At 51.6% G+C, this 22,642-nt stretch carries 16 protein-coding genes; all 16 read right to left on the reverse strand.

Annotated features, from left to right (window positions below; genetic code table 11):
* Nucleotides 1-131: 131 nt before the first annotated feature.
* The 16 genes from BLW36_RS03995 to BLW36_RS04065 all read right to left on the reverse strand — a co-directional run bounded on the left by BLW36_RS03995 (nt 132) and on the right by BLW36_RS04065 (nt 22,588).
* A complete protein-coding gene (locus tag BLW36_RS03995) occupies nt 132-1,760 on the reverse strand; it encodes a hypothetical protein (RefSeq protein WP_139304810.1) in 1,629 nt (542 codons plus the stop codon).
* Nucleotides 1,729-5,745, reverse strand: a complete 4,017-nt coding sequence (locus tag BLW36_RS04000) for an N-6 DNA methylase (protein ID WP_091385391.1) — start codon at nt 5,743-5,745, stop codon at nt 1,729-1,731. Before BLW36_RS04000 ends, BLW36_RS03995 begins: the two co-directional genes overlap by 32 nt.
* A gap of 313 nt (nt 5,746-6,058) precedes the next feature.
* Nucleotides 6,059-7,762 (reverse strand): LeoA/HP0731 family dynamin-like GTPase, encoded by a 1,704-nt coding sequence (locus BLW36_RS04005; RefSeq protein WP_091385393.1) that lies wholly within the window; start codon nt 7,760-7,762, stop codon nt 6,059-6,061.
* Entirely contained in the window at nt 7,759-9,978 is a 2,220-nt protein-coding gene (locus BLW36_RS04010) for an AAA family ATPase (protein ID WP_139304811.1), read from the reverse strand. The genes BLW36_RS04005 and BLW36_RS04010 overlap by 4 nt, the downstream gene beginning before the upstream one ends.
* 114 nt (nt 9,979-10,092) lie before the next feature.
* A complete protein-coding gene (locus BLW36_RS04015; protein ID WP_091385397.1) occupies nt 10,093-11,166 on the reverse strand; it encodes a PDDEXK family nuclease in 1,074 nt (357 codons plus the stop codon).
* A gap of 399 nt (nt 11,167-11,565) precedes the next feature.
* Nucleotides 11,566-12,690, reverse strand: a complete 1,125-nt coding sequence (locus BLW36_RS04020) for an ADP-ribosylglycohydrolase family protein (protein WP_091385399.1) — start codon at nt 12,688-12,690, stop codon at nt 11,566-11,568.
* 5 nt (nt 12,691-12,695) lie between these two features.
* On the reverse strand, nt 12,696-13,385 hold the full coding sequence (locus tag BLW36_RS04025; RefSeq protein WP_139304812.1) for a hypothetical protein: 690 nt from the start codon (nt 13,383-13,385) through the stop codon (nt 12,696-12,698).
* A 99-nt stretch (nt 13,386-13,484) separates the two neighbouring features.
* Nucleotides 13,485-13,892: a hypothetical protein gene (locus BLW36_RS04030; RefSeq protein WP_091385403.1), complete on the reverse strand. Its 408-nt coding sequence runs from the start codon at nt 13,890-13,892 to the stop codon at nt 13,485-13,487.
* 131 nt (nt 13,893-14,023) lie between these two features.
* The gene (locus tag BLW36_RS04035; RefSeq protein ID WP_091385406.1) at nt 14,024-14,977 is read right to left on the reverse strand and encodes a metallophosphoesterase; all 954 of its coding nucleotides are present in this window, start codon (nt 14,975-14,977) and stop codon (nt 14,024-14,026) included.
* Nucleotides 14,978-15,065: 88 nt separating this feature from the next.
* Nucleotides 15,066-15,644: a YqiA/YcfP family alpha/beta fold hydrolase gene (locus tag BLW36_RS04040; protein ID WP_170833111.1), complete on the reverse strand. Its 579-nt coding sequence runs from the start codon at nt 15,642-15,644 to the stop codon at nt 15,066-15,068.
* A 229-nt stretch (nt 15,645-15,873) separates the two neighbouring features.
* A complete protein-coding gene (locus BLW36_RS04045; RefSeq protein WP_139304813.1) occupies nt 15,874-16,500 on the reverse strand; it encodes a hypothetical protein in 627 nt (208 codons plus the stop codon).
* A 59-nt stretch (nt 16,501-16,559) separates the two neighbouring features.
* Nucleotides 16,560-17,759, reverse strand: coding sequence for a hypothetical protein (locus BLW36_RS04050; RefSeq protein ID WP_091385413.1), 1,200 nt, complete (start codon nt 17,757-17,759; stop codon nt 16,560-16,562).
* Nucleotides 17,759-17,896, reverse strand: a complete 138-nt coding sequence (locus BLW36_RS17315) for a hypothetical protein (RefSeq protein ID WP_170833112.1) — start codon at nt 17,894-17,896, stop codon at nt 17,759-17,761. Before BLW36_RS17315 ends, BLW36_RS04050 begins: the two co-directional genes overlap by 1 nt.
* Before the next feature lie 196 nt (nt 17,897-18,092).
* Nucleotides 18,093-19,304, reverse strand: coding sequence for a restriction endonuclease subunit S (locus BLW36_RS04055; protein WP_091385415.1), 1,212 nt, complete (start codon nt 19,302-19,304; stop codon nt 18,093-18,095).
* On the reverse strand, nt 19,301-20,890 hold the full coding sequence (locus BLW36_RS04060) for a type I restriction-modification system subunit M (RefSeq protein WP_091385417.1): 1,590 nt from the start codon (nt 20,888-20,890) through the stop codon (nt 19,301-19,303). The genes BLW36_RS04055 and BLW36_RS04060 overlap by 4 nt, the downstream gene beginning before the upstream one ends.
* 3 nt (nt 20,891-20,893) lie before the next feature.
* Nucleotides 20,894-22,588 (reverse strand): DNA recombination protein RmuC, encoded by a 1,695-nt coding sequence (locus BLW36_RS04065; RefSeq protein ID WP_091385419.1) that lies wholly within the window; start codon nt 22,586-22,588, stop codon nt 20,894-20,896.
* Nucleotides 22,589-22,642: the final 54 nt, after the last annotated feature.

Below are 22,642 nucleotides of genomic sequence, written 5' to 3' on the forward strand. Positions count from 1 at the left end.
GTCTGTATGTCCTGCCCCTATTCGCGGTGACGGCTTAAGGCGTTCTAACGCGCGGAGATCCCACCCCTGTCCGTCTCCGAGACTGGGTCAGGGGTCAGGGGATATCTCGATACCATGTGTCGGGTCAGTGATTAGAGCGTCTCTCGTCGACTCGCGTCGCCCGACAATTCCGAACCCAATTTGGCGGCCAACTCGACACAGAGGTGCAAGGCTGCATATGCTGTCCCCACGCCCACAGGAGAATCTTCCTGATGCTGGCCAAAATCACCAAACCGGTGAACTGCACACATCAACTCGTAAGTATCTTTACCGACCCATTTTGTTACGGGAGAGCTTCTATCGGAGCCTGTCATTAAATTCAGTAAACGGAGCCTTCTTCCTCCTTTAGGGAACGAAGTCGTAAAGTCATCGACATCTCTTTCCCCGTTGTACCTCCATGTCGAAATCCAATCGGAAGGAATCTTTCTTTCTGATAACTCCGCATCCCAGATTAATTCAAAAGCATGGTTGGCAATCCCGCGGATATTCGCAAGAAAAACGCTTGGATAAAGCGGCATATCCTCAACGCCGCGCATTAAATAGCGCTTCAACTCGCCATCTACCGACTCTAATTGTGAAATCCTGAGCTCTAGAACAGTTCGAAAGTGCCTATTGTATTCGCCTTCCTTTCCGAAGAGCCGAAACATCGCACTATCCTCGTTATTTTGCGAACTCAAGTATTTGCACAGCAGTCGATTAGCCCTGAAAAGCTTTCCCCTCCCTCTAGCAACGAAGCCACGGCTTATCAACGCCTCTCCCAGTTCATCGGAGACATCAGTTGTAGCAACTGCATTATCAGACTCTATTCTCCTGAATACTTCCTGTGCAGCAGAAGAACACTCCCCCCAAAGGGTATCGATTGGATCGTAAAGAGAGGAATATGCACTCTGACAGGCATCCCGAACGGCAACATCAGTTACATTTCCTAATTCTTCAGAATCAGCAATACAATTCAGCGTTTCTAAGACCATTAGAGGGAATCCGTTTGTCGAATTCCAAATTTCTGTCAGCGCACCACGTGTAAAGGAAACATGTGAGAGTCTTGTTAGCGCGTCATCCAAGTCATCCTCATCGAAACACCCAACCCGGACTGGATTTGGAGCGAAAATATTCCAAAAATCACTGGTCTGCGCATCCGGCTGACGAATCAGCTCACGAAGACTCCTTCGGCTAGCTGTTACGAATCGCAAACTTGGCTTAATTGCGAGTTCGCGCAACTGGTCCCATAAATTTCGCGTTAACTGCCCGTTAAGTAATGGGCGATCAAACCCGTCCAAAATTGCCAATACTTTCCCGTTCTCCTCTTTAAGGACTTCCAGGACTTCAGCAATTTCCTGATATGACACATCCTCTAGTTCATGTAGATATTCCGACAAATCTGGGTGATTTTTCTTCAGTGCGGAAGTTAGCTTCTCTGTAAACCGGATGATGAATTGCTCATCCGTTTGGGGCGTGCAATGCCCCAAATCCCAGAAAAAAGTCGCCGTATAGGTGGTGTCTTCCTCTTGGAAATAGCGAGCAATCTCATTGAGCAATACGGTCTTTCCAGAAAATCGCGCACCTACAACTTGAATATGATCCGGCGTTCTTTTTTTAAGCGCATTTTCAACGCTACCAACCAAAGCCTTTCTACCTATCAATGGCGCAATAGTAGTCCCCAAAATTGGAAAAATTCGATCATCCATTTGCTCACCCCGCTTCATTTCTTGCTCTACTAACAATCACATTTCCGTCGTGCCGTTGTTCTATCCAGTCAGCCATCATTGGTATTGATAGTTGGTAGTGCCCCCCTGCCGCCTCTCCAACAAACGTTACCAATTCAAGCTCACGCAAGTATAAGAGATCATCATCCAGTGCTGCCTCGTTAATCTCTATACCGGACTGCACCATCTCTTCGTACATTGATCCGAAGCTGATCAGAGATTGATCGGCCAAAGCGGAAGCACACCGAAACAGAATGAACTGCCTTCTGGACTTTCCTGTCGCGGGCCCCTGGCCTGCGTAATCCCAAAGACTGGCGAAATGTTCATTATCACTCACTAGCGCAGATGCAGCGGCGCCAACTTCGTTGAGTGTAATCGATGAGATCTTATTATCTGCAGCATACTCAAATATCCGATTACACAGGCATTGGACTAAATAGGGTTGGCAGGCCGTGAGGTAAACAATTCTTTCTACAGAATCGCTTGAGAACACCAGCTTCCCTTCGACGGGCTGCGTGACTACGTTTCTCGCACTTTCTATGTCTAGAGCGGTGACCTGGACCCGAGTACCTAGCCCATATAGAGCCGACCAATACTCTTCGCGAAGCCTCTTCAACCTGCGAGAGCCAGTCAAGATTGCAGAAAATGACGAGTAGGTTTGAATTAAGAATCTGATATTCTCTGGAACCTGCGCCGAAGTAATCCCGCTATCGATACCCTCCTGCAACTTGTCGAACTCATCCAGCATTAGGACCAGGCCGAAGCCGTCTTCCTCCAACTGACTAAGTACGGTTTCCAGATACTCACGAAAATCGATAAATGGGGAGTCTTCACTGATGCCTTCTCTACAAGCTCTGGCGATCCCCAGGGCGGAACTTCCCGCAGGAACCAACTTGCCGTTCGGCAACGGACACTCCATCTTATTTTTTATTAAGCCTGCGGCAATACTCCGCGCGACTTCCCGAAAAACTTCAGCTGTCGGAATGCCGAGAACCTTTGAGTCTCCCTCCGCGCCTTGGAGGCTAGCGTAAACGGAAATCCATTTGGGTATGACGTTCACTCCCTCCAAGTGTTTCAAGATTGATGTTTTTCCTGCTCGACGATTGCCCTCTAGCAGAACTACGTTACCATTGTCCCTAATCTGACGGGATATCCTCTTCAGCAGACCCTCACGGCCAAAAAAAACTTTATGACCATGCTTTGGCTCCAAGGGGCTACCAGTAACATATGGGCTTCCGCCCAAATCCTTTGTGGTCTCCTGGTCATCGACATCCCCAGCGGCGATCCTGATCGGAACCTCGATATCAGAGTCAATATGGCTTCCATCTAGGGCTTGCGCTCTAGACTTGAGTCGCAACTCTAGCAACTGCCCATCTGCCGGTGCTCTGCCTCGTAAAGAGAGCCTAAATTCCCCTCCCTCCGGCAAATAACCAACCTCCGCATGGCCCCAATCAGGAACTGTTTTCATGCGTAGATTTCTGACAGGAAGTGCCCCCTGATTCTTGATTAATACAGTGAACTCGTGCAGTGAGCCTGCGTTCAGGGTCTCCGGGATTGAGGAAACTCCCAAGCTAAAACTTCCGGCTAATCTAGCGATATAGCCACTTAGATAGTCCAACAGCCGCGACACCGTAACATAGATAATATCACCACGGGATTGAGGCTCTTGTGAGCCATCCAGAACAACTCGCAAACAACGCTCAGCGTCTTGTAATACACTTAGCAAGCCAGGCCCTGGGGGTATCTTTGAGACGCCCGTCAAAGAGCGTAGAGAATTGACGAGATCTACGAACCATGGCGCTACAGCTCTATTGGCTCCTTCATGATTTGTCCACTTGGTTGCTGACTGAGCAAGCGTGGCAGCCTTTTCAAGAGGAGCAAGACTTAAAAATAACTCATCACCATCCTCTTGCTTCGGGACGGCGTTGCTTAGCTGGACAATCCAGGACCTCAACCCAGAAAACCTTTCCTTTTCAGCGACTTGGCGGAGAGTTGAAACAACATCTCCGCCAGAATTTTGGAACTTGCCCGCTAATCCTCTTTGCAGATTGATCGGTAAAATCGGACAGGAAAGATTTTCTAGAGACTCGCGCCCCAAGTGCTTGACTACAGCGCCTCTGGCTTTCAAGGAGAACCAATTTTGACAGACGGAACTACTCAAATAGGCCTGAAGGAACTCGGGAACACATTGTCCAGTCCTCAAGCGCAGGATATACACGCCTTCCGACGCCACACAGCCAACTGCGTCTCCACGTACTACAGAGACTCTACCTATCGACCCGGCCCGCGAAAGAACGAGGTCACCATCTCGCAGGACACTACTACGTATCGAATCCATCGTTGAAGGCCCTAGCCAAGTCGAAGGACGATCGACCTTCCAGCCTGAAAGATCCTTGATGCGTATTATCCCGATTGAATTCTCGCTGGCCTTGAAATCTGTCAAGGCAGAGAGATCGAGCGAGGCACCCGAAATAACTTCCGCGATGTCGCCCAGAGGAGAAATAGAGCCGCCACTTTTTGAGAGAAGCTTCTTAAGGACTTCCACTACCTCCCCTGAACCTTCGCGGCCACTCACACGAGGTGACAGGTTCCACCCAGTGGCCTTGAGTTCATCGAACTCGAGCTCCCAAAAAAGGCTCGACATGACTGAAGACCTACCAGAAGAATGAGACTTCCCGTCCCCCTGTATAATCTGACTTAGCGAAGCACTTCCAGTGATGTAATTCGCCATTTCCTGCGCAGCGGCAGTATCGAATGACGATGTCGTCATCGATGCTTTTTGATCAAATAGAACCGAAGCATCGGCCATGCGAATCTTGACTTTTTTTGCGTCATTTTTCAGCAGTAGAATACTTTGCTTGACCTTTAGGTCCGGGGAGAAAACACCAGCAGGAACGCCAACCACCGCGCTCAGGTAACCTTCCTCTACCAGAAACTGGCGAAGCTTCTTATCTTCGTCATTCGATACAAGAAATCCGTCGGGTACAACTACAGCCGCCCTACCGCCTTTTTTTAACTTTGATAGAGCGTGCTGAATAAAAGCTCCTGCGTTACTTTTTACCGGAATAGCGAACATTTCGGAGCTGCTGACAGTCGAATAGGAGTAAATACCGACGGGGGGATTTGCAACAACCAGATCAAACTTCTTGTTCGGATCGATAGTATTCACATTTACATCAAGACTATCCGCGGCCGCAAAGTCTGTACCTAGCAGTCCAGCGAGCATGAGCCGAGCCATGCCAACCACAAATGTGCCAACCTCCCTTTCGAGCCCAGAGTGATTGAGATAAACCTCATGCGAATTTTCGAAATTGGCTCTCTTTGCCTGCTGGCTCGTAGAAATCAGCAATGCAGCATGCCCGAAACAGGGGTCGTAGACATCTTCGCCTGCCTGAGGCTCAGCTATTGCCGCCAATAAAGATGCCGCATCTGTGGAAGGTGAAAATTGGAAACTGCCAGACCTGGGCTGTCGATAGAAAAATTCATCGAAAGCCTTCAAAACGCTCCCTTTATCCTCAAGACTACTGAAAGGTAGCGATGCTATGGAGTGGATATAGTCCTTTAGGAACTTGTAATTTTTTCTTGCAATCCGAATTAGTGGCCGAGCTAAAGATCGAGCCCAGGGGTACCTATCGCGCCTCTGATAGCAAGACTTATCGGTCAGGCATTTTATTATATCGACCAGTCGGCCAAGTAACACTTCTTCGCTGTCGACCGCAGCCCAATTGTTCCACCGCAGATGATGGGGGAAAACAGGGTGGAAGGTGTTGCCATCTAACCTTGCCCGTACTTCACAGTTAGTTTCAAATTCGTCGATCCAGCGTAATAATAAAAGTGCCGCCGTCGACTCCTGCAAGATTGTATTGACTTCTGTAGCCGGAACCCGGGTCCTTAAGCCTTTTTCAGCTAACCGCCAGGCTTCAGTCACTTGATCAGTATTTCCAGTATTCATAATTAACTTGTGCGCCACAATCCGAAGAAATTTTAAACTACACAATTCCATTCAGATAACATCTGAGACGCATAATCCCCCTAGTTAAAGCACGACCAAGATCTCTTGGATTCCGACACCCATTTTGCACAAACTGCCGCATACGCGCACTAGACTCGGTGATAGTCACCAGTCTCAAAATTTATAAGCCAACGGGTTAATTTACCCGGGGTGTTTAAAGATAGCCTCTTCCAAATGGATGGATCCCAGCACCGGTGGCTGGCTGCCGATTTTCAAAAAGTCGTTTTGTACTGCCATGGCTAACCTTGTTAAAAAAGTATATGAAGATCAATTTTCACCCGGAGCTATATTTAAAATGAGCATATTATCCCGCTGCGCAAAATTCATCCCGGATCGACTCTCCCAATTGTCGCCACTCATGAAATTTCGCACGTTCTTTACTCCTTTCATTTAATGTCTTGGCGAGTGAAGTCAACTCATCGTTTAGAGTCACATAGTCAGGAAAGAAGGTTTCCTTAAACTGGTCATTGTTAATGAGGTCCAGCAGCTCCTTCCGGCTCCGCTCTAAATCCTCCTTCATTTTTCTCACCCCCCTGCCAAACTCAGCCTCGCGCTTCTTCTCCTGGTAGGAATCCCACATCTCAAGCACTACACCGGCTGCTATAAGAAGACCATTCACTGCGTTAGCAGCCTTGATGGCTCCAAATGGTTTAAACTTAAGCAGCTTACCGACATCAACACCCACCGCCTTGGCCATACCGACAATGCCTTTTCGAGCAGCAAAAATTGCGCCCTTATCGATAACGGTATTATTAACCATATATTTGACGGCTTGCTTCCCAAGGGCATTCATCACCGTATTAAAGTGGGCAATCTCCTGGTAAAAACCTACTTGCAAGCTGCTCACCTCCAAAGTCACAGAGCGCAAATGTCGGTCGAATTCACTCTGCAGGCGCGCATTCAAGACAATGCCTTCATCGCCGATCTCACGCTCATAGAAATCGCCGAAAGTGTCAAGATCGGTACCGATTAGCTGCAGGATAAGGTCAGAAAAATAGCTGCTGGCAAAATCGCGAAGTGCCGCGCGAGCATCAGTAATTCGGCCATTTACAGCGCCAAGCTTAGAATTCAGGCTAGAAACAACATCTTGCAACCTTTCAACTTCGGCTGCGATTTCTTCATCACGTGTCACAGCCCTTGGCAACTCCTTGTCAAGCACATCAAGAACAATACTACTCCTGGCATCCTCTGCCATTTTCCAGCGGCCCCCACCACTCTTAATTTTATAGCTGGTAGCAGCCTGTAAAGCAGACACACGAGAAATCGCATTAAATTCGTCACGATTCTGAAGCCAATAATCAGCCCCCTTATCAAACGGATTGGCAGCAATTGCGACAATACTCAGCTGTTTGGATTCATCGGTGGAAATCTGTATGCAGTCCTCCAGACGCGCCCGCACGCCAATGGTTTTTACCGTAAGCTGTTCTGCATAATCCTCTTCATCCTCGATGTCAGCCACCTTGTCAAAGCCACTCAACACAAACACTGTTCTGGGCAGAAGATTGAGGGTGCGAAACAGCCATACGAGGTCATCCTTATGGCTGTCCTTGACTGGATTGACCGGGTCCATTACATAAAGGACAAGATGGGCCTCACTGACGTATTTCTTAGTGATCTCCTTGTATTTCTCGAGCTCGGCAATACCCGGGTTGAATTTTTCCTTAAACCCGAAAAGGCCGGGAGTATCAATAAGCTGCACTTCATTATCGATGTCGTAAACCACTACCTCATCTGATGATTCTTCCTGACTGATATGCATGGTCTCGCTGTCTAGCTTCCCCATCCAAGCGGCGGCTATAGATGTCTTCCCCTCAGAGTAACCGCCTATCAGGGCAATTTTCAGCTTGCTTCCGGAAACCGAGTCAATGGCCACATCAAGTTTCTTCTTTACGCTTGCTTCAATATTGACGCCCAATTCTTCGCCGAGACGTATGAAGCCGTAAATCCGGGTAAGAAATTCAGTTACTTCTGATTGCTGTGACTTAAAAATATCAACTGTATGAGTCATAGTTTCACCCCTTTTATCAAAAGATTTTCACGGAGAATCTTTAATCTAGCGCCTGACGAACCAAGAATTTCATTAATTTCTTGCACTGCAGAAATCGGTTTACTGAGCTGACCCTGTAGAGTTTCGATATGTTTATTTACCTCTTTAATCTGTCCGGAAGTCCGCTCGTTCAGTGCCGCCTTCAAGCCACCGGCTATCTTCTTCAGATTCTCATCCACCGCCTTTTTTTGTTGTGACCGCTTGAAATCCGATCTAAAAACGTTCTTTACTGACTTATAAAACGCAATCAAAGACGTCAGGACTATAGCTGCTACACCAATGGGACCCCAGACTCCACCAATGGCAATTGCTTTTGGAATCCAGAATAATGGAGCAAGCGCACCCATGAGCCCGAAATAATTGATTCCACCTTTTATATCCAGTTCAATCGGGTCGCTCCCCTCATATCCGCCGATCGCAAAATTGGAATGCATATCAACAAGCTCTCCGACATGCTTTTCGAATCTTTCCAGGAGCTTACGGACCTCCTCGGAAAATAGTGCCATTTCACTCGCAACACATTCTGAAAAGCGGGTATTCAATGACTTTTCGACCGTCTTCAAGCCCCTCTCAAGGTGCCTTTTCAGTGCGTCATCTGAAATACCTTTGTCAATTTTTGAGTAAGCCTTTTTCCTGGCATTTTTTTTAAATTCATCCACCAGACTGTTGGTGATTGCAGAAAGCCTGTTTTTTAAACCATCCGTGATCGAACCTAGCTGTACAACCAGTGAGTCATATTCACGTTCAAGATGCTTAACCAGAGGTATAAATTTTGTACTTTGCAACACATCCATATCGGAAAGCGCTGCCTCCAGAACTTTGGCTGTCTTTTGGTAGTTGGCACTGCGAATTCTCGCCATATAGTCGGAAAGGGAATCTTGCGAAAAAATCTCCAACACTCTATCAAGCCCGCTGAACGCTAACAGGCTAGCCTTATCGTATTGCTTGAAAAATTTTTCCTGTTTTCTCGCATATTTTTCGTCGGGTACCAAGCATTCAGCCAGAGCCAGAAAAGCAACCAGACCACTAACGGACAAGGCGCCCTGATAACTATCTCCAAGATGCTCGTTCATTTTCTTGTTCAAGACTTCGAGGCTACTCTGCTCCCCGCTACTGACCAGTGCGCCCACTGCCACTGAAGTTGGACTGGTAATACGCTTGTTGAACAGCGTCCAGACTTCTGTCTGGGAACCAAGGTGACCCCTTATTTTCTCAAGCGTACCTTTTACTTTCCCGTCACCGGTTTGTGGGGCGGCTGCCTTACTCGTTACGTAAAAAACAGCATGCGCCTTGCGCACTGCGTCCCAGATGCTTTTTTCAACCGTTGATTCCTTCCCCTCGATTCCGGGAACATCGAGTAACGCAACGCTTTGCCCCCCTACGGAAAAGAGATAGCGCTGATTCACCTGGGTAAAATCGGGTCGGCCATCGCCGATGATGGCCCCATCCGCGAATGGCGCAAGCTCTTGCAAGTGTGATTGCAGCCTATCGGCATATTGAGATAGACGAGCCAATTCGCTGGATGTGCGTTCAATATCCAGCTCCAGCTGTGCTTTTTCCGAATCGTAATGCTTTTCTGCGGAAGCAAGTACTTTCTCTGCCTCATCCAACAGCAAATGTTCGGGAAGCTTGAAAAAGAAACGGTATATCTTAACGAAGGCGTTCAGTGATTCCCATGTACGGCGCAGGTCATCGTCATATTGCTGCACACTCCTGCGCAACTGTTCGTCGCGCTGCGCCCAGCTTTCTTCCAGCCCTTTTACCCTTTCTTCAAGGGAATTGAGCGCTGCCTCCGCTGCCTGAGCATCGGCACGTGTTTTACGAATGGACTCGCTGTCAAGCGCGTATTTTTCTTGCAGGGTTTTGAACTGTCTTTGACTGTCCTTTTTCGCCTCCTCACCCAGCAACATTCTCAGCGCTTCAATTATGGTGGATTTACCTGCGTTGGTTTCACCATAAAATGCAACAGTAAAGGTATCCCAGTCCGCAGCGTTTTCCAGCGCTACCAGGTTCTCCGCAACCTCAGCCTGGATTTTGGAGAGCACCTCTCTTGCAACCATCAAAGATTCAGCCAGTTTGTTATCCGTGGTGTCCACATCCACGGTACTGAGTAATTTTTCGACCTCTTCCAGCACTTCACGGTGCATTGAGCGGGGAGTATCAGCCGCAATATTCACCAACTATTGTCCTTATAATTCTATTTTTATATTGTTAGTCAGGATTGAGAATAAAGCTGCGCAGCCAGCCAATACCAGCTGTGTCTTCCCCTCTCTCTACGATGTTACAGGCAATTACTGCAACGGGATTTCCCAAAGCTCTGCCAGCCGCTTTACTGTGTGATCCCACTTCGGCGTTCTGGGGCGCGCGACGGTGTTTTGGTTGCCGAACAGGCCGACTTCGTTGACGGCATTGGCTTCGTCCACCTTGTACAGCCATTTAACCGGTACGCAGTAGTCGGCATCGTCTTCACCGAACTCTTCGACCATGCAGTATTTTCCCTGGTGATCGGGATGTTGTGCGAGGAATTCGTCGACGATGATCGGGTGGCCAGTAACTTCGGCTACGCCGACGTAGCCTTTGCCGGGAATGAGGACCCAGAGGCGGTTGCCGGGTTTGAGGGTGAACAGGGTTCTGTTGTACCACCGGCCACCACCGGCGGCGATAAACCCGTACTCCACGGCGTCCTGCCAGCTGCGGCCATTTGGGGTAGCACCGTAGTTACAGTAGAATTCGCCGTTCCACTCGTTCTTCTGGCCGACGTTGACCGCGTGCTCTTCGGTTTCCACCGGGTCAATCATCCAGGCACGGCTGAGGTACTGGTTGTCGCCGTCGCGGAACACGGTAAAGAAGACCGCATTGACAGCAACACTGGCCCTGTCGTTCAGGTAGTTGATGATGCGCTCGGTGCTGGCATCCAGCTCGGCGGCGACGATCACCATCTGGTGGGAGCTATTGATGTCGTCGTCCGACGGGAAGACGCCGAAGCGGGCCTTGAAGGCGCTGTCGAAGGAGCGCTCTGCCAGTTCATACTTACCGGCGAACTCGCTGTAGATTTGGCTGATCTTTTCCGTGGGCAGGTGTTCCACCCAAGAGGCATAGTCGATGACTTGCGCCACCACGTCGCGGGGCGTGCGGTGCTTTTTCAGCTCGATCACGATAATGGAGCCAGCCGCGTCGATGGCCATCAGGTCGATATACTTGCCGAAATCGGTGTAGACCTGACGGCCGATCAGCATCCAGCTGGGATTGAGGATTGAAATATCCTTGTGAATCTGCTCTTCCAGTAGCAGCTCGTTATCTAACTGGATCGGCTCTAGCGCCTCAGGCTGGCTGCCGATTTTCCAGATTCCGTGTTGTACCGCCATAGTTCTACTCTTCCTTAGAATAATTATTTGAGCATCAAAATTTCACCCCAATTATTCTGCCTCCTTGCTTTTCTTAACTGTCATGTCAAGATTTGGCCCTTAGATTCCTTGAAATCCTAACTCGGGGTTCTGTGGCGAGCAGCGGTGCTCTGGCTACCGAAGAGGCCCTATTTGTTTCCGGCATCAGCCTAATCAACCTAATCAACCTATTAGGAGATCCAAGGGGATGTTGAGACGGACAAAATTTAGCCAAATATTTTCGACTTATCAGTTAGTTGTGATAATAATCACATTTCTCTGGCATATAAAGCATTCCAAATACTTCACACTCAAACTGCTAAAAGCGCAAAAATTCGCCAAGCGGTTTACGCACGAACCAGCTCAAAGTGTCACTAAAATCTAACAACCCGGGTATTTCTCCCAAGTCTTGCTTTCCGAATCTGGGCTCACGCCATAACCACCTATCTCCCAATCCGGGAACCCGAAAAGGTCATCGGCCAGTTCCTGAATCACGTCACGGCACTCTAGCGCCGCCAGCCAATCACGGGGGATGCTGCTATCGCCCAACATAGCCCCGAGCAGATTTCCGGTAATTGATCCGGTAGAGTCTGAATCACCATCATGGTTAACGGCCAGGATCACCCCCTGACTGAAATCTGTTGCCACCAACGCACAATAAATGGATACCGCCAAGGCTTCTTCCGCAACCCAGCCCTGCCCAAGTTGAGATATCGCACTTTGATGGTCCAATTCCGCGGCCGCCAAATGTTCAGCATTTTCTATCGCGGCCAAGGTTTCTTGGTGCCCGGCGGCTCTACGCAGGCAGTTCTTGGCCTCCTGCAGAGCCCTTTGCAGCGTTTTTCCATCGGTGAGCACCTGGATCACTACTGCAAGGACACCGGCAGTCAGGGCACCCGTTGGGTGACCGTGGGTCAAGGCAGCTAGATCACTTGCAAGGCGAAACGTTTCCTGAACCGATGTCCCTTGGTACCGACGCCAATTAAATAGCCCAACCGGTGCGACCCGCATGACGCCACCGCATCCCTTGCTGTCGTTGTCTGCGGGCATTCCCAGCGACTTCATGTCTTTTAACGCGGACAAGCAAGTCGCACCCGGAGCCCGGCGACTGTGCAACACTTCTTGCCGAAGGAGCCAACCATCGTTTTCCCCACTGGATGCTAACGCCTCCGGTACCGGCTCCCCCTGTGTCTGCAGCCAGCGTATGTAGGCGCGCGCGGTAACCTCCACACAACTTACGATTCCCCTCACCTGACCTCGGACCCAGGCACGCAACAGTCCCTCGGCGGTGAACAAGGTCATCTGCGTATCGTCTGTAATGGCACCTTCCCGGCCATAAGCCGGTGCATAGTGGGTAATACCCCCAAGGCCAAAAGTCTGCAGGATGTCCGCTCTTGGCAGGAATTCGACCGGCGCACCCAGCGCATCTCCAACAGCCCCTCCGAGCAAACATCCACGAAAACGTTGTTGGGCAGTAGGCCCGAGACTTTCTTTTAATTGCGGCATTCGAGTCACCCTTTAATACTATTTTCCTGCTTGGTGCTATCTGGACTAACGCAATCTGTCGCCAAGACATTACCCATACTATCACCGCTATAGCTCCGCCCGCCTATACGAATGCTCCCCATCGGAAAACTCGGCCTTTCGCTCTTGCGGGAAACCAGATCACCGCTGTTCGAAAATCGATAGCAAGTATTCACATCCGGAATAAAATCGAAGCTGCTGATCTTTCCAAAAAACTTTACCGCGTCGCCATTTGACTTAAGATAATCCTTTATCGTGGCGGTAACCAACTGGAACTGCTGCTCAATCGGCAGGTCGGGCGCCTCGTCGGGGAGTGAGATAGTACGCAGCTTCTTATCCGTCATGATGACAGCAAGCAGAGGACTGGGAAGCGGGCCTTGCGTTCTGATGCGGATGTGCGGCCCCAAAGAGTTGAAATATTGCTCGTCGGCCTCCCGCTGTTTTTCCTGTGACGTCAGGTCCAGCGCATGATTTAACTCCGCCCTTGAAATCCCGAGAACTCCCCGCAGTTTTTCTGCGAACTCCGCGCTCAGCTCACCGTCATTCAACAATCTATCGATATTCTTAAAAAGCTTGTTACGATTTCTCTGTTTTAGTGAGTCGGAAAGGGTTTTTCGCACCTCGTGCTTAGATTGCTCACCCAGAGACCGATAGACAAGTTCCTGAATCGCATACATAGGCCCCTCCTGATTGATCAAACATTGCTCTTCTACAAAAAGACCTTTTTGCAGCTTGCTATACAGTTAAGTCCAACCTCATTATCCTTTTTCGTCGCGTTATACGGCGGCTTTCCCCTCAGACATAGCCCGATAGCAATAAAAACAACCTGCCTTGCCTGGTGTCTCAGCATAAATGTAGCCACAAGCCGCCAGCATCCTCGCTAGGCGCAGGTACAGGTTACGACGACTGTTGTCATACCCGATAGAAAAATAGATATACGGCGGCCTGAAGCGAAACAGGTAGCATTTAACCTCCCGCATGACCTGCCTGAACAAGGTAACAACCTGCTCACCTTGATAGGTCCTGGCGTCTTGCGGATGACTCGATTCCGTGCCCCAGGCATCCAGTGGATCTCGCGGCGGATTTCGCAACAGCAACATCACCTCGAAATTACTATAAAAATTCAGGTCGTACTGCCAACGGCCAGCTTCAAGGTAAACACTGTGCACCAAGTTAATAGACACAACATTTCCTCCTAATTAAGTCAGTGCTTTTGCACAACGCTACAAGAGCTCAACGCGGGAAGACGCCTCTGCCGCTCCCGAAACTTGTGCTCCACCATGGAATCTGGACCCATTCGGCAAATTAGCGGGTATTAGCACCAGGTAAAATTCTTCCGGTCAAGGGATTGTTCACCACTCCAACGATAAGCCACCAGCTTTCCACTCTTGGCGATGGAGTAATCAAGGCATGCGACGTTATCAGCTAGAGGTCCCGGCGCCCCATTTAGCCAATAGTGGCCAATAAAACAGGGCACCTCTTCCCGCCCATATCGGGGCACACCCCGCGGTACCGGCAGTGCTGCCGCCTCTTGGAGGTCGACGCCCAGAGGCAGGGCGACCTCCCCGAGGGTACTGGCTGTGTCCTTCCACCACTGAACACGAACCGCATCCCGTACATTTTTGTCCTTATCCAGGAAGGTGATCCCTTCGGGAAGCGATGTTTCATATCCCTTCAACAGCACTTCGACGGCTTCAAACAGGGCTGTGCCCTCCTCGGACGCAGAAATCAGGCTGGTTTCAGAAAGACGCGCGTCAGCAAGTATGTCCTGCGCGGTGCGCAAATGCGCCTCGCTCCAGCAGGCATGGACTGCACGCATTTTCCGCGCACCCAGCTCCAACTCCAGCCACAAGGGTAGGCGATAGAAAAAAGCGAGCACACGCGCCTTTTCATCAGGATCTTGTGCAAATTCATTCAGAAAGGCTTGATGCTGCTTGATATTTTTGTCGTCATGCGCCCGCAGGGGCTTACCTTCGTTTATCGTGTGAAACGCTAGCGCGTTGAACTCATGGTTACCCATAACGGCGTGGGCATGGCCGTTTTCGACCATGGCCATAACCGTATCCAACAAGCGACGATGCTCACGCAGTTCTTCGCCGCGATCGATAAAGTCGCCGAGAAATACCACTTTTCGGTTGGGGTGACTGTAGCCGGTCTCCCCTTGCCCATACCCCAAATGCTCGAGCAAGTTTTCAAGGACTTGGGCGTGGCCGTGGATATCACCGATAATGTCGTAACCCCGAACTCTTTCTTCTTTTATTTCTCGCATCACTATCCCTTTCTTGCGGCCCAATACTGGTCTACCAAACACTGAGAAATACAAGCAGCGGTGCGAGCATCAGTCAGCATCGAAAATACTAAATAATTGGCGTGTTATAGAATCGCTCGTTTATCGCACTCTCGAGGCGCTCGAAGCCCTCAAAACGATGGCCACCATTCTCGAATATTTGTGTCTTCCATGCGCAGTCGTCCCCTATTAAAGCCAGCATGCGCTTGGGATCGAGCACGTCGTCGTCCATGGCAACAATATGCTTGGTCACCGTATTCGCCCCATGAACCGTGTAGCGTTTGAACACTTCCAGGTCTTCCTGAAAAACATGGATCATTTCGTCGCTGCCATAACAAGAGAATTCCCCGGTAGACAGCGTGGCCCAGGGCTCCAACGAGGGATTGATGGCTACCGCAGCCACCCGGTACTTGTTTGCCGCCCAGCGGGCCCAAAATCCACCCAGCGAAGTCCCCACAAGGCCGGTGATATTCTTTACTCCCAGTTCCGCAACCAGTTTATCGATTGCTAACGAAGCCTCATCTGGCTTATGGGGCTTATACTCAAGGGAGATAATGCTCTCTTGCGGCAACATATTCGCCAAGCTTTCCGCCTTGGATGAATTTCCAGCGATACTGCGGAAACCGTGCAGATAAATTACATAACTCATCGTTTTTCTCATTGGATGCCAGCAACCGGAGCAATACTCCTGGAGCACTCACCTTCTGGCCAGATGATGTACACAAATGCCATCCAAGCGCGGGCGGCACATGAACTCCTGCATATAAGTGCAATTTTTTAACTTTCCAACCTCACTCAATAACGGCACACCTCACGCCCAGTATCGTACTTTAGCTACTTCGGCTTAGCAGAAATAGCGGTCAAATTCGCTACTGCGGCTACACTGTCGAAGTGACAACTCTCTTGGCCTTAGGCTGCGTGCCGCGTGGCCGTTGATCGTGAATATGCTTTGAAACGCATCGCAACGTCTCGAGGGCGGCATCCAGATGGCACGCGCTGGGAGACAACCTCCGCCGATTGGCCTTGGGGTTCATCAGCTCCACCAACCAGTTCTCAACCTCTTCCGGTTGCCGGTGCTCTGGGGTTTCCACCCAATAAATATGCGTAGTGCCTGTTTTCCGGAGGGAACGGCGGTAGTGTGCCTCGGATCTGGGGCCGGGGTTTGCGTACTTGGCCAAAGCGTATTGCAGCAGCTGTTCATCGCTGGAAAAGCCTGGTCGCCAGAAAAAAATATTCTCGGTACACAGCTCCTCACTGAGGCGGGGTCTCAGCCCCGCTTTTTTCGACGAGTCTGTTTTTCCCACATAGATTGTGGACCAGCGCCCCCGCTTGTCGTAGCAGCCCCAAACATAGACGCCACCCAGGTCCGACACCCCATCCAACATTGAACGCACTTTGGACAAATATTCCTGCGCTATGGGATCATCGCCGTTAGCCGGATATTCACCACGATACCGGCTGGCATAATCGTGCAAGGACTGCAAATTCAAAATACCGGATTTCATATTACGATCTAGTTTCACTCTGGTCCCAAATCGCTGACCTGATACTGGCGGCTTGTTACTTAGACCAAGGCCAGCTGACGCACTTCGCCAGCAGCATCGAACTCCAGCGCCATACGAACTTCTCGGTTGTTTTCACGAAGGCGCTGATAGTGCTGGCCCAGTGAGTGAGCGATGCTCGCGTACTCCTCCTGCCCCGTCTGCGCCAACGTCAGCAACTCTTCCTGCTTACGCAGCAATTGCGCTCGTCTCTCATCCAGCGTGCTGGAGCGATTAAACAGCGCCTTCGCCAGCAGCTGAAGGGTGCGATCCCGCAGCACACCAAGCGTCGCCTGTGTTAGTTCAAGGTCGGCGACGCTTTGGGTCACGTACTCGAACGACAACCTTTCCTCATTCAGTGGATTCAGATACGCCTTGCCCACCTGCAGGGAAACCAGGATGCGCAACAGCAAATTGCGCTTGTCGATCAAATGCTGAGCCGACTGGGCCAGTTCACACAATGCTTTGAAGGTATACTCGGTGCCACCAAAACTGTCGACGTCTTCCTGCCTGGCGATCTTGGCCTTCAGCGCGTCCACCTCCAGTCTCAGCTGCTCGGCCCACTCCAGCGTGTCGCGATGAATGGCTTCGAGCTGCACCTTCTTCTCCGTGGGCACCTGTTCCGGAGACTCCAACCCGTTCATGACACCGAGCAGGTACTGCAGATACCGTTGGGTACCCTGCATGCGCGCCTTATCCTGGTTATTCAGGTGCGTCTTCACGTCATTGATTGCGCTGGATATTTCCTTCAGGCTGCGATTGATGTCGGCTAAATGGGACTGTGCCACCGCGATACTCACCAGGTGAAACGCGCCGGCGGCAACCTGGCGCACCCGACCGGCTTCCACGATGCGCCCGTGGCCGGCGATTTTTTTGCTGGCGACATCCCGCGCCATGACGCGCGCGCCGCCGCCTGCCGCCGGTACGATTTCCAGCGCGCCGTCATAGAAGCCCTTCATCACCCGCTCATCGAAGACGATCTGCACCGTTTTGCCGGGGATGGATACACCGGTTTTGAACAGGTCCGCGACTAATTGGCGACCGTGCTGTACGGCAATATCGTCTTCATCCTGCGCGGCTGCCACACTGGCGGGAAAGCGGTCAATTTCCGCCACCCGGATCAGGGCCTTGCCGTCCGGATCGCATAAATGGAAATCGCCGCTCAGCAGTAACTCTTCCTGCAGCTCATCGCCGGATGGCTTCTCCGGCTCTCCCGGCTCCATCACCTGCTCCAGCTGGGGAGGCTCAGAGACACGCGCGGCAAAACCGCCACTTTTCTCAGTGCCAGCCAGTAACCAAAACCCGCCACGGCCATTGCTGCCACCAGCGCCGCCACCCCAAGAATCAAAAAATCAGTCACCGAACTCCCCCGCCATACCGGCTCAAATTGTTTGTATTTTTATCGGACGCATAATGTAGATCCGCAGCTCACTTTCAGGTGGCCTGGCCACAGTCCGTTTTGGCCACTGCCGGCTTTTCCATATGTGGTGTTGTACAGCCATAGCTCCTACTGACTAATAATTTTTATATTCTGAAACTACCACTTCCGTCATCTATCAAAGCTGACCAGAGAAGGCTTTTTGGCTGAGCGATTCAAACGCGGAATTCGCCTCCAAATCAGATATTGTAATTTTATCTTTGATTGCTTCTATCCTTCCCCTAAAATCTGAAAACTCTTTCTGAAGCGTCAAGGAAGGAACCGGAATCCCCAATCTGCCGAGCTGACCAGAGCTCACTCTAGTCCTTGTTTGACCATGCAAAAGCCCTGTAAAGAAGTGCAAAAACTGGGGCAGATTCAAAAGTGATACTAGGTACCCTTTTGAAACTTTTGTTTCATCGGGAATACAGTGAACACAATCGGCTTTATTAATCGCCGTTTCGATATGCTCAGGAATCAAACATGCCCTAACATTGGGCTCCCCAAGGGTACCGATCACGATGTCGCCAGCTCTACATTCAAATTTACTCAAGGAGGCTCTAAAGTACTCTTCTGAAACATAAGCCCTGTCAGTATCTTTGAATTCGTCTATTCCGATATTTTGGAGGCGAATCACCCGAACGCCACTCTCCTCATAATGCTCAGACTTAAGCTTTGACCCGAACGGTCCGTCGCTAAAACGCTTACTCAAAGATTTTATATTGCCTACTGGCCACCCCTTCGGATTCGTCACCGGATCACCAAACATATCCAGAAACACCGCGCGCAGGAATTCGTCGGCGAGGGCGATGGCTTGTTGGCGTTTGCGGCGGATGGCGTCGGCCTTGTCGAGGATGGCGGCGATGCGTTGTTGTTCTTTTAGAGATGGCAGCGGGACCTCAAGAGCTCGTAACGTTGAAATATTCAGGCTTGCCCTCGTAGCGCCAAATGCATCAAACAATTCGCGCTCACCGTAGTACCGAAGAAACCAATAAAGATATTTCTTATCTATACGCGGATCTGGATCAATAACCGCGATTGTTCGAGAAATATTGGCACCTCGATACTTAAGCGGACATATGGCGACCCGCCCTATCGTTCCCTGAATTGAGACAAGTATTTCCCCGCCCTTCAGCTTGCTTCTAGAAAACTCCTTATCTAGCTCATCAGATATGTGATAAAGAGAACTATCATCAAAATAATTTCCAGTTATATCGGTAATACGCACCAACGGTGTACCACCCTCAACATTCTCTCCGGGCTTTAAGACCCCGTAGCAGATAGGCCGGGTTGACTGAGTTAATTCGCCGAGTGTAATTCGGTCCCAATTGGCTGGGATCGTGTAACTCACAGCATCCCCTCCAGCGCCTTCAGCTCGGTGATAATCTCGTCCTCCAGCTTCAGCAGGCGCGCCAGAATCTCCTTGGGCGGATCGTACTGCTCCTCCTCGTACAGCACTTCCTTGTAGCGATTGATGGAGAGGTCGTATTTGTTGGCGGCGATAACTGCGGCATCCACCACAAACGCTTTCTGGGTCTTGTCGCCGAACTTCTGCTCAATCTCGTCACTACCGGCATTGGCCAACACCAGCTGGCGGTAGGCCTGCCATTGCGCCAGTGCATCCGGCAGGTCGTTACTGCCCTCCCCCTTGAGCGGGGTGCGCTTGTCATCCAGTGAGTAGCCGTCGGCCTGCAGGTCGTAGAACCACACCCGTTCGGTGCTGCCACCCTTGGTGAACAGCAACACGGCGGTGGAGACACCAGCGTAGGGCTTGAACACACCGGACGGCAGGCTGACGATGCCCTCCAGCTGGTTATGTTCCAGCAGCTCCTTGCGCAGTTGCTGGTGGGCCTTGGAGGAGCCGAACAGTACGCCGTCAGGCACGATCACCGCGGCAAAGCCGCCGGGCTTCAGCGCGCGCAGGATATGGGCGACGAACAGCAGCTCGGTCTTCTTGGTCTTGACCATGCCGAGCACGTCCGGGTTGACGTTGCTCTCGTCCAGGCTGCCCTTGAACGGCGGATTGGCGAGGATCACGTCGAAGAAATCCTGCTCCTGCAGCGGGTAGTTCTCGCGCACAGATTTGTTCAGGCTGTCCTGGTAGTGGATATTGGCCCCGGCCACCCCGTGCAGCAGCATGTTCATGCTGGACACGCGCAGCATGGTGGTGTCGAAGTCGAAGCCCCAGAACATGTCGCTGTTGATATGTTCGCGGTAGGGCTCCAGCAGGTCGCCGGTGTAATGGGGGTTGCCGTCCTCGTCGGTGAAGGTGCCCGCCGGGCTTGAGTGCTTGCGGTTCAGGTATTCCATGGTGCGGGCGAGGAAGCCGGCGGTGCCACAAGCCGGGTCACAGATGACCGCATCCGGCTGCGGGTCGGCCATGGCGATCATGGTGTCGATAATATGGCGCGGGGTGCGGAACTGGCCGTTGATACCGGCGGTGGTGAGCTTGCTCAGCAGGTACTCGTAGATATCCCCCTTCACATCGGACTGGGTCAGCGGCAGCTGGTCGATCATTTCCACCGCGGCAACCAGCACGGACTCGTTCTTGATCTCGATATCCGCATCCTGCATGTACTCGCCGATACCGGCGAGGGCGTGCACGGTGGTGCCGTCTTCACCGATGTCTTGCTGGCCCAGGTTGGCGAAGAAGGGGAATACCTCTTTTTTGAGATGGGTGAGCATCTCCTTGCCGGCCATGTTCTTGAAGTTCTTCCAGCGCAGCAACTGGCCAGCCGGCGTCTGCGGGAACAGATGCGGGAAGTCCTTACCGGTACGCGCAGCCTTGCGCTCGGCCACCTCCTCCTGCATGTCGAGCATGCGCGCGAACATGAGGTAAGAGATCTGCTCGATCACGGTGAGGGGGTTGGCGATACCGCCGGTCCAGAATTTCTCCCAGAGTTTGTCGATATCGTTGCGGATTTGTCCGGTCAGCATGGGTTAATTCTCTACTTCTTCGATTTCGTATTCTGCGGCGGGCTCTTCTGTGCCCGCTTGCGGTTTGTCTTGTGGTTCCGCTAGCTGCTCCTGCTGCGGGATATAGTCAATTTCCAGTTCGGCCTTGTCGGTGAAATAGCCGGGCAGCTCTGCCTTGATGGCCGGTGCTAGATTCTTGAACTCGCCCACCTGCTTGACCAGATTGCCACGGCCACTGATCAGCTGGCCTTCCGCTTTGGTATAGGCCTCGCTGGCCTTGTCGAGGCTCTTTTTGATGCTCTCGAAGCTTCCCAGGAATCCGTTCAGCTTCTTGAACACGCTCTCGGCCTTGTTGGCCAGCGCCGCGGTGTGCTTGTTCTGATCTTCGAAGCGCCACAACTGGCGCACGATATTGAGGCTGGTCAGCAGCGTGGTCGGCGTGGCGACCAGTACATTACTTTCAATGGCGGTCTGGAACAGGCTCTCATTGGCTTTCAGCGCTTCGACGAAGGCGGACTCAATGGGAATGAACAGGAACACCATCTCAGGAGAGTTCAGTTCATTGATCTTGTAATAGTCCCGGTCCGCGAGTTCCTTAATCCGCTCACCGACTGCCTTGACGTGCTCCTCCAGCGCCAGGGCACGCTCGGCCTCATCTTCGCTGTTGACGTAGCGGGTATAGGCATTGAGGGAGACCTTGGCATCTACAATCAGGTGCTTGCCCTGGGGGAGGTTGACGATAACGTCCGGGCGTTGCTTGCCCTCCTCCGTGGTAAATGACTTCTCGCGCACGTAGTCCTTGCCCTGCTGCAGGCCGGAGCGATCGAGTACATTCTCGAGCATCATTTCGCCCCAGTTGCCCTGCAGTTTCTTCTGCCCGCGCAGGGCGGTGGAGAGCTCGTGGGCCTCGGTGGTGATCTGATGGTTGAGCTCTTTCAGCTGCTCCAGTTCTTTGCGCAGCTCACTGCGCTGGCTGGTTTCGCGGTGATGAATGTCCTGCACCTCCTTCTTGAAGCTGTCGATAGATTGCTTGAAGGGGTTCATCAGCGCGTTGAGGCTGGTGTTGCTGTTCTCCTGTAGGGCCTTGCTTTTCTGGTCGAGGATTTCACTGGCGAGCACCTTGAACTCTTCGCCCAGTGCCTTTTTCTGCTCCTCGAAATGAGCCAGCTGTTTGCGATGGCTTTCATCGCGCTCTGCCAGTGAGGTCTGCAGTTGTGCGTGTTCCGCATTCAGTGCGCTGTGCTGCGCTTGCAACTGCTCATGCTTCTGCTCCAGAGCACGATAGCTCGCTCGCGCCTCTTCCAGGCGCTGTTGTAGATCTTGCGAGCGCTCGCCAAGCTGCTGCCGGCTCTGTTCGAGTTCTTTGCTAGTGGCGTGCAGGCTGTTCTCGGCCTTGCGCAGGTCGATACGTTGCGCTTCCAGAGTCTGTTCCAGCTTCTGGTAGCGCTGCTTGAGCTCTGCCTCGCTCTTCTCTACGGCTTGCAGCCCGGTGCGAAGCGCCCGTTCTTCCAGTCGCAACTCGCCGAGTTCCTTGTTTGCGGACTCCAATTGCTGCTGCGCCGAATCTCGTTGCAGCAGTAATTCCTGAACACCCACTTCTGCCTTGGCCAGCTCGCCCTGCACCAGCGCCAGGGCTTTACCAGCGCGACTGCTGGCAATTAAATAGGCCAGCAAGGCCGCTATGGCTGCAATGCTGCCAGCCAGGAGCCAGTATTCCATCGGTAGTTGCTGCAAATTCACTCGTTACTCCATACCTGTATCACTTCGGCAAAA

This window comes from Microbulbifer marinus (assembly GCF_900107725.1).
GTDB lineage: Bacteria > Pseudomonadota > Gammaproteobacteria > Pseudomonadales > Cellvibrionaceae > Microbulbifer > Microbulbifer marinus.